Annotated in this window: 4 protein-coding genes; all 4 read left to right on the top strand. The window is 35.5% G+C overall.

Going from position 1 to position 10,274, the window contains the following annotated elements; translation table 11 throughout:
* Nucleotides 1-2 precede the first annotated feature (2 nt).
* The 4 genes from PI23P_RS00005 to PI23P_RS00020 all read left to right on the top strand — a co-directional run bounded on the left by PI23P_RS00005 (nt 3) and on the right by PI23P_RS00020 (nt 10,204).
* Complete coding sequence (locus PI23P_RS00005; protein WP_003821629.1) at nt 3-3,209, top strand: SusC/RagA family TonB-linked outer membrane protein; 3,207 nt, start codon at nt 3-5, stop codon at nt 3,207-3,209.
* A 14-nt stretch (nt 3,210-3,223) separates the two neighbouring features.
* Nucleotides 3,224-4,738, top strand: coding sequence for a RagB/SusD family nutrient uptake outer membrane protein (locus tag PI23P_RS00010; RefSeq protein ID WP_003821630.1), 1,515 nt, complete (start codon nt 3,224-3,226; stop codon nt 4,736-4,738).
* A gap of 709 nt (nt 4,739-5,447) precedes the next feature.
* Nucleotides 5,448-8,675 (top strand): SusC/RagA family TonB-linked outer membrane protein, encoded by a 3,228-nt coding sequence (locus PI23P_RS00015; protein WP_003821631.1) that lies wholly within the window; start codon nt 5,448-5,450, stop codon nt 8,673-8,675.
* A 14-nt stretch (nt 8,676-8,689) separates the two neighbouring features.
* Entirely contained in the window at nt 8,690-10,204 is a 1,515-nt protein-coding gene (locus PI23P_RS00020) for a RagB/SusD family nutrient uptake outer membrane protein (protein ID WP_003821630.1), read from the top strand.
* Nucleotides 10,205-10,274: the final 70 nt, after the last annotated feature.

The raw sequence follows: 10,274 nt of genomic DNA on the forward strand, positions 1-10,274 counted from the left end.
GAATTTTAACGCTGTTACTGGCGTTAATAGTGCAAATAACCTTTGCACAGGAACAAAAGGTTTCTGGTATGGTTTCAGACGAATCTGGAAGTTTACCTGGAGTTAGTGTTGTTATTAAAGGTACGACTACAGGTACTGAAACAGATTTTGATGGTAAATATACCATTATGGCAAAGCGAGGAGCAATCTTAAGCTTTAGCTATATTGGTTATAAAACTGTTGAAAAAACGGTAGGAATATCCAATGTACTTGATGTGACACTTTCACAAGACTCAAATACACTAGACGAAATTGTTGTTATCGGTTATGGTACAACAACAAAGAAATCATTTACGGGTACTGCAAGTGTTGTTTCTACAGAAAACATAGATGCAAAAGCTGTTTCCAATATAGCGCAAGCCTTAATTGGTGAAGCTTCAGGAGTAACAGTTACAAGAACTGACGGACGACCAGGAGCAAGTGCTACTATTCGAATTCGAGGTTTTAGCTCTATTGAAGGAAATAGAGCTCCGTTATATGTAGTGGATGGTGTTCCTTTTACAGGAGATATCAACTCTATTAATCCAAATGATATCGCATCAACAACGATATTAAAAGACGCTTCGGCAACAGCAATCTACGGTTCAAGAGGAGCCAATGGTGTGGTTGTGTTAACAACTAAAAGAGGTGAAGTTGGGAAAGATGTAATTGAATTTGACATACAAACTTCATTTAACCAAAGAACATTGCCACGTTACAACCTTGTAAATAATGAAGAGCGATACATGGGTTTAGTTTATGATGGACTAAAGAATACTGGTGAATTTACTGGAGAAGCAGATCCTGCACAATATGCTCTAGACAATCTTTTCGCTGACAAAGGTGTTGCACCTTTGTACAATATGTGGAATGTAGCCGACGGTAATGAGCTTATAGACCCAGCTACTGGGAGCGTAAGACCTGGTGTCACTAGAAAATTTACTCCCACAGATTGGTTTGACGCAGGTTATAGAACTGGTGTTAGAAATGAAATGAACTTTAAAACTTCTGGAGGAAATGACAAAACAAGACACTATTTCTCTTTAGGAAAGTTATCAGACGAAGGTTTTATCCAAGAATCACAATACGATCGCTATTCTGCAAGATTGAATGTAACAACAAAACCTATCGACAGAGTTAAAATTGGCACCAACTTAGATTACTCTTACAGTGAATACAACGACGCTACTGGTTACGGTGGTGGAAATGTAACGTACATGTTAGACTTTATTCCAACCATCTACCCACTATATTTAAGAGACACCAATGGTGATATTGTTGTGAATCCGAACACAAACAATCAGATGTATGATTTTGGTGACAACTCAGCGGGCAATGCAAGAGATTTTTCTGCTACCTACAACGGAGTTGGAGAGTCCATTTACAACATTAATAGGACGAAAAGACATTCGATAAATGGTAATGTAAATTTAGTACTTGATATTGCCAAAGGATTAACTTTTGAAAGTACCTATGGTGTAAATATTTACAGCAGTAACTTAGACAACACAAGAAACTCTATTCAAGGTAGTGCAGGTGTTGCTTTAGGTGGAACTCTTTTCAAATCGAATGAAACATACACTTCACAAAATTTAAACCAAATTTTAAGATATAATAAAACGTTTGGTCAAGATCATAATTTTGATATCCTTGCAGCGCACGAATCTTTTGAGGCTACAACCGAAGATTTTAACCTTAGTAAGAAAGGAATTGTTAATTTAAACCCAAATGCTGCCGGAGTTCCAGAAAACTACTTGGATCAAAATGGCGTATCTAGTGGATCAAAAACAGACACTTCATTAGAAAGTTATTTTACACAAGCAAATTATAATTATGCCGGTAAATACTACATATCAACTACCTTAAGAAGAGATGGTTCGTCAAGATTCTTCAAAAATAAATGGGGAACATTCTGGTCTGTAGGTACCGGTTGGATAATTAGCGAAGAAAATTTCTTGAAATCTTCAGATGTTGTTAATTTCTTAAAGCTAAAAGCAAGTTATGGCTATTTAGGAGACCAGGGAAATGCTGCTTTTGCAGGGCAACTTGGATTTAATATAGAAAATCTTCTTGGAGCAACTTCATTAGTGCCAAGAGCAGTTGTTGACCCAAATATTACTTGGGAAACCAGTAATCAATTTCAAACAGGAGTTGAACTTGAGTTATTTAATGGCGCAATTGAAGCAGATTTAGATTATTACATCAAAACCACTTCTAACCTTTATGTAAATAAAAGATTGTCCCCTTCTACAGGTGATGCTATTATTTTAACCAATGACGGTGAATTGGTAAACAGAGGTTTTGAATTTAATGTAACTGGAAATATTGTAAGAAATGAAGATTTCAGACTATCCCTTACAGTAAATGGTGAGATGTTTAATAACGAAATCACGAGAATGCCAATTGAAAACGCAACTGGAAAACCAAAGGCTGTTAATATTGACGGTCGCTATGGTCAATCAAAAGGTCGCAGTATTTACGATTTCTATATCCGCGAGTGGGCGGGTGTTAATGCAGAAAATGGTGACGCACAATGGATAGAACATTGGGTAGATGCAAATAATGACGGTGAATACACTAGTGGAGAAGGTATTTTAGACATGTTGGTATACACCGCAGCAAATCCAGATAAAACAATTCAAGAACGCATCACAAATACATACGCAGACGCAACGAGAAAATACGTAGACAAATCTCTTATTCCAACCGTTAGAGGCGCATTTAGAGTCAATACATCGTACAAAAGTTTTTCTTTAAGCACCCAGTTTGGATATAGTTTAGGTGGTTACGGTTATGACAGCAACTATGCAGTCCTAATGTCAAACGGTAAAGTAGGAGCTTCAAGTTATCATGTGGATATGGAAAACAGATGGATGAATCCCGGAGACATCACAGATGTACCAAGACTATACTCAAATGAAAACATTAGAGTTAATGGAACTTCATCAAGATTCATAACAAGTACAGATTACCTTGCTCTAAACAACGTGAGATTGGGATACAATGTACCTTCAAGATACTTAGCTAAAATTGCACTTTCTTCAGTTAATTTATGGGTATCAGGAGATAATTTGTTTTTATTAAGCGCAAGAGACGGATTTAATCCTACCACGTCTGTGACTGCTACCTCTGATAGATATACATACAATCCGATATCTAATTACACATTAGGTGTAAGAATTAAATTTTAATAAAACTTTTAATTATGAAAAAAATAAATTATATATTTAGTATTATCATTGCAAGTCTCATTCTTGTCTCTTGTAATGAAGACTTTTTGGATCAAAGACCCACAAGCTTCATCTCAAATGAAGATTTGGGAGAAACCGCTTTAATCAATCCTTCTATTGTTGAAGGAAATTTAAGAGGGATATACAACCAAATGGTAACTGCTTATATCGGTGGTACCAGTAGTCAAGAAGATTTTGGTCATAAATCTTTTGATTTAATGAGTGATTTATTATCAAGTGATTTGGCACAAGTTGGTGCAAGATTCAATAGGTTTGTACCCTTAGCAAATTTAGTATGGACCGCAGATCAATCCATAAATATACCTAATTATACCGCATGGAGATTTTACTACAGAATCATAAACAGTGCGAACTTAATTATAGAGAGTAATGGTGGTAATGACGCGGTACCTGAATCTGACGCTGTGAAGGGTGTAATAGGACAAGCAAAAACAATAAGAGCTTTTGCCTATTTTTACTTAAGTCAATATTACGCTATTCAATATAATGCAAGTGATCCAGTTTTACCGTTGTACATCAATCCAGGTGAAGCGGGTAAAGCCAAATCAACAATGGGAGAAATATACGATCAAATAATAGTTGATCTAAATTCTGCTATTAGCTTTATGGATTCGTACAGTAGACCTAACAAAGCATCGATAAACAAAAATGTAGCGAAAGGATTTCTAGCATATGTTTACGCATCCATGGGCCAAAGTGACAAGAATGTGCTAGCAAAAAATCTAGCAGATGAAATCATCACCTCTGGTGAGTTTACCATGATGAATAAAGATGAAGTTACCGGTGGTTTTACACAACTAAGCACTCCAGGATGGATGTGGGGATTTGATCTTACCGTAGCTAACGGTTTAGGATTGGTTTCATGGCACGGATTTATGGATTATTACAGCTACTCTTATCAAGCAGTAGGTAATTTCAGAGGAATTGACAAAGGTCTTTACGACAATATCGATGCCAATGACATCAGAAAATCTCAGTTTGGACAACCAACCAAAACTGGTTTTAATGTCGGAGCTTCTCCTTTGATCCCTGCGAGAAAATTTTATAATTTAGATTTGGTACACTTTGGACAAACCCCAATGACAGACGATTATGTGTACATGAGAATTACTGAGATGTATCTCTTGTCTGCTGAAATGAGCGCTGTTGAAGGCAATGCTGCAGCAGCCAAAACAAGACTAAAAGAAGTATTGGCCAACCGCTTCGACGATGCTGCAGATTATGCATATGTAGATGCATTGTCTGGTCAAGCACTTGTAGACGAAATTGTTTTTCAAACCAGAATTGAATTTATTGGTGAAGGAAAAGGCTACTTGCTAATGAAAAGAAGAAAACTAAGTAACACCAGAGGTAGCAATCACCTAAACTTAGCAGGATCTACCTTAGCTTACGATGACCCAAAATTAACTTTTGCGGTGCCTCAAAGAGAACTTACAGACAACCCAAATATTACAGAGGGTAATAAGTAACATTTTAATTTGTTTACCAAGTAAAACTAAAACCACCTCAAAAGAGGTGGTTTTTTTTGCTTATTATTTTACCCCTACCTGAACATTTTATTCCACTTTACTTGAGTTTAAAAAAGTCATCTTGTAGCATCCTTTACAAGAATAATTAATCGATCAAACCCTCAAATTATAATTATTTTAAACATTATATGTATCTAGCTATTATTTTACATCTCATAGATTTAGAAGAACTTCAACAATCATAAAAGCTGTCTGTACTGAAATCTATTTACTGTAATTATTAATAGGAATTGACCTGAAACTATTTGGAATAAAAATGAAATATTACTTTCTTTCATTGAAATAAAGTAAATCGACTAACAATTTGAACAAAATAGTAGCACCTAAAAACAAACATTTGACAGCATTAATAAAAAAATAAGCACTCACTTTTTTAAATACATACTTGATCTAAAATAATTAACATCAAAAAGAAAATCTAATACAGCTATTTTACATCAAAAAAAAATAGCGCCCAGCACGCTAAAAAAAAGCGTTCTTTTTATTGTTTATTTTTCAATAAAAAAAACAAACAATGCACTGATTAATTTCCATATTAACAAACTTCTCTTCTTATCATTGCTTTTTTAATAAAACTAAACTGTTAATTAATTGTTTTATTAAAGTTATTTTAGCATTTTTGTGCAACTAATAAAAATAAATAATAAAAATGAAAACAAAGTTAAATGGAATTTTAACGCTGTTACTGGCGTTAATAGTGCAAATAACCTTTGCACAGGAACAAAAGGTTTCTGGTATGGTTTCAGACGAATCTGGAAGTTTACCTGGAGTTAGTGTTGTTATTAAAGGTACGACTACAGGTACTGAAACAGATTTTGATGGTAAATATACCATTATGGCAAAGCGAGGAGCAATCTTAAGCTTTAGCTATATTGGTTATAAAACTGTTGAAAAAACGGTAGGAATATCCAATGTACTTGATGTGACACTTTCACAAGACTCAAATACACTAGACGAAATTGTTGTTATCGGTTATGGTACAACAACAAAGAAATCATTTACGGGTACTGCAAGTGTTGTTTCTACAGAAAACATAGATGCAAAAGCTGTTTCCAATATAGCGCAAGCCTTAATTGGTGAAGCTTCAGGAGTAACAGTTACAAGAACTGACGGACGACCAGGAGCAAGTGCTACTATTCGAATTCGAGGTTTTAGCTCTATTGAAGGAAATAGAGATCCATTATATGTAGTGGATGGTGTTCCTTTTACAGGAGATATCAACTCTATTAATCCAAATGATATCGCATCAACAACGATATTAAAAGACGCTTCGGCAACAGCAATCTACGGTTCAAGAGGAGCCAATGGTGTGGTTGTGTTAACAACTAAAAGAGGTGAAGTTGGAAAAGATGTAATTGAATTTGACATACAAACTTCATTTAACCAAAGAACATTGCCACGTTACAACCTTGTAAATAATGAAGAGCGATACATGGGTTTAGTTTATGATGGACTAAAGAATACTGGTGAATTTACTGGAGAAGCAGATCCTGCACAATATGCTCTAGACAATCTTTTCGCTGACAAAGGTGTTGCACCTTTGTACAATATGTGGAATGTAGCCGACGGTAATGAGCTTATAGACCCAGCTACTGGGAGCGTAAGACCTGGTGTCACTAGAAAATTTACTCCCACAGATTGGTTTGACGCAGGTTATAGAACTGGTGTTAGAAATGAAATGAACTTTAAAACTTCTGGAGGAAATGACAAAACAAGACACTATTTCTCTTTAGGAAAGTTATCAGACGAAGGTTTTATCCAAGAATCACAATACGATCGCTATTCTGCAAGATTGAATGTAACAACAAAACCTATCGACAGAGTTAAAATTGGCACCAACTTAGATTACTCTTACAGTGAATACAACGACGCTACTGGTTACGGTGGTGGAAATGTAACGTACATGTTAGACTTTATTCCAACCATCTACCCACTATATTTAAGAGACACCAATGGTGATATTGTTGTGAATCCGAACACAAACAATCAGATGTATGATTTTGGTGACAACTCAGCGGGCAATGCAAGAGATTTTTCTGCTACCTACAACGGAGTTGGAGAGTCCATTTACAACATTAATAGGACGAAAAGACATTCGATAAATGGTAATGTAAATTTAGTACTTGATATTGCCAAAGGATTAACTTTTGAAAGTACCTATGGTGTAAATATTTACAGCAGTAACTTAGACAACACAAGAAACTCTATTCAAGGTAGTGCAGGTGTTGCTTTAGGTGGAACTCTTTTCAAATCGAATGAAACATACACTTCACAAAATTTAAACCAAATTTTAAGATATAATAAAACGTTTGGTCAAGATCATAATTTTGATATCCTTGCAGCGCACGAATCTTTTGAGGCTACAACCGAAGATTTTAACCTTAGTAAGAAAGGAATTGTTAATTTAAACCCAAATGCTGCCGGAGTTCCAGAAAACTACTTGGATCAAAATGGCGTATCTAGTGGATCAAAAACAGACACTTCATTAGAAAGTTATTTTACACAAGCAAATTATAATTATGCCGGTAAATACTACATATCAACTACCTTAAGAAGAGATGGTTCGTCAAGATTCTTCAAAAATAAATGGGGAACATTCTGGTCTGTAGGTACCGGTTGGATAATTAGCGAAGAAAATTTCTTGAAATCTTCAGATGTTGTTAATTTCTTAAAGCTAAAAGCAAGTTATGGCTATTTAGGAGACCAGGGAAATGCTGCTTTTGCAGGGCAACTTGGATTTAATATAGAAAATCTTCTTGGAGCAACTTCATTAGTGCCAAGAGCAGTTGTTGACCCAAATATTACTTGGGAAACCAGTAATCAATTTCAAACAGGAGTTGAACTTGAGTTATTTAATGGCGCAATTGAAGCAGATTTAGATTATTACATCAAAACCACTTCTAACCTTTATGTAAATAAAAGATTGTCCCCTTCTACAGGTGATGCTATTATTTTAACCAATGACGGTGAATTGGTAAACAGAGGTTTTGAATTTAATGTAACTGGAAATATTGTAAGAAATGAAGATTTCAGACTATCCCTTACAGTAAATGGTGAGATGTTTAATAACGAAATCACGAGAATGCCAATTGAAAACGCAACTGGAAAACCAAAGGCTGTTAATATTGACGGTCGCTATGGTCAATCAAAAGGTCGCAGTATTTACGATTTCTATATCCGCGAGTGGGCGGGTGTTAATGCAGAAAATGGTGACGCACAATGGATAGAACATTGGGTAGATGCAAATAATGACGGTGAATACACTAGTGGAGAAGGTATTTTAGACATGTTGGTATACACCGCAGCAAATCCAGATAAAACAATTCAAGAACGCATCACAAATACATACGCAGACGCAACGAGAAAATACGTAGACAAATCTCTTATTCCAACCGTTAGAGGCGCATTTAGAGTCAATACATCGTACAAAAGTTTTTCTTTAAGCACCCAGTTTGGATATAGTTTAGGTGGTTACGGTTATGACAGCAACTATGCAGTCCTAATGTCAAACGGTAAAGTAGGAGCTTCAAGTTATCATGTGGATATGGAAAACAGATGGATGAATCCCGGAGACATCACAGATGTACCAAGACTATACTCAAATGAAAACATTAGAGTTAATGGAACTTCATCAAGATTCATAACAAGTACAGATTACCTTGCTCTAAACAACGTGAGATTGGGATACAATGTACCTTCAAGATACTTAGCTAAAATTGCACTTTCTTCAGTTAATTTATGGGTATCAGGAGATAATTTGTTTTTATTAAGCGCAAGAGACGGATTTAATCCTACCACGTCTGTGACTGCTACCTCTGATAGATATACATACAATCCGATATCTAATTACACATTAGGTGTAAGAATTAAATTTTAATAAAACTTTTAATTATGAAAAAAATAAATTATATATTTAGTATTATCATTGCAAGTCTCATTCTTGTCTCTTGTAATGAAGACTTTTTGGATCAAAGACCCACAAGCTTCATCTCAAATGAAGATTTGGGAGAAACCGCTTTAATCAATCCTTCTATTGTTGAAGGAAATTTAAGAGGGATATACAACCAAATGGTAACTGCTTATATCGGTGGTACCAGTAGTCAAGAAGATTTTGGTCATAAATCTTTTGATTTAATGAGTGATTTATTATCAAGTGATTTGGCACAAGTTGGTGCAAGATTCAATAGGTTTGTACCCTTAGCAAATTTAGTATGGACCGCAGATCAATCCATAAATATACCTAATTATACCGCATGGAGATTTTACTACAGAATCATAAACAGTGCGAACTTAATTATAGAGAGTAATGGTGGTAATGACGCGGTACCTGAATCTGACGCTGTGAAGGGTGTAATAGGACAAGCAAAAACAATAAGAGCTTTTGCCTATTTTTACTTAAGTCAATATTACGCTATTCAATATAATGCAAGTGATCCAGTTTTACCGTTGTACATCAATCCAGGTGAAGCGGGTAAAGCCAAATCAACAATGGGAGAAATATACGATCAAATAATAGTTGATCTAAATTCTGCTATTAGCTTTATGGATTCGTACAGTAGACCTAACAAAGCATCGATAAACAAAAATGTAGCGAAAGGATTTCTAGCATATGTTTACGCATCCATGGGCCAAAGTGACAAGAATGTGCTAGCAAAAAATCTAGCAGATGAAATCATCACCTCTGGTGAGTTTACCATGATGAATAAAGATGAAGTTACCGGTGGTTTTACACAACTAAGCACTCCAGGATGGATGTGGGGATTTGATCTTACCGTAGCTAACGGTTTAGGATTGGTTTCATGGCACGGATTTATGGATTATTACAGCTACTCTTATCAAGCAGTAGGTAATTTCAGAGGAATTGACAAAGGTCTTTACGACAATATCGATGCCAATGACATCAGAAAATCTCAGTTTGGACAACCAACCAAAACTGGTTTTAATGTCGGAGCTTCTCCTTTGATCCCTGCGAGAAAATTTTATAATTTAGATTTGGTACACTTTGGACAAACCCCAATGACAGACGATTATGTGTACATGAGAATTACTGAGATGTATCTCTTGTCTGCTGAAATGAGCGCTGTTGAAGGCAATGCTGCAGCAGCCAAAACAAGACTAAAAGAAGTATTGGCCAACCGCTTCGACGATGCTGCAGATTATGCATATGTAGATGCATTGTCTGGTCAAGCACTTGTAGACGAAATTGTTTTTCAAACCAGAATTGAATTTATTGGTGAAGGAAAAGGCTACTTGCTAATGAAAAGAAGAAAACTAAGTAACACCAGAGGTAGCAATCACCTAAACTTAGCAGGATCTACCTTAGCTTACGATGACCCAAAATTAACTTTTGCGGTGCCTCAAAGAGAACTTACAGACAACCCAAATATTACAGAGGGTAATAAGTAACATTTTAATTTGTTTACCAAGTAAAACTAAAACCACCTCAAAAGAGGTGGTTTTTTTTGCTTATTATTTT

Source organism: Polaribacter irgensii 23-P (genome assembly GCF_000153225.1).
Lineage (GTDB): Bacteria > Bacteroidota > Bacteroidia > Flavobacteriales > Flavobacteriaceae > Polaribacter > Polaribacter irgensii.

Coding starts and splice junctions, on each gene's coding strand:
- PI23P_RS00010 (WP_003821630.1), top strand. CDS start 3,224: ATGAAAAAAATAAATTATATATTTAGTATTATCATTGCAAGTCTCATT.
- PI23P_RS00015 (WP_003821631.1), top strand. CDS start 5,448: ATGAAAACAAAGTTAAATGGAATTTTAACGCTGTTACTGGCGTTAATA.
- PI23P_RS00020 (WP_003821630.1), top strand. CDS start 8,690: ATGAAAAAAATAAATTATATATTTAGTATTATCATTGCAAGTCTCATT.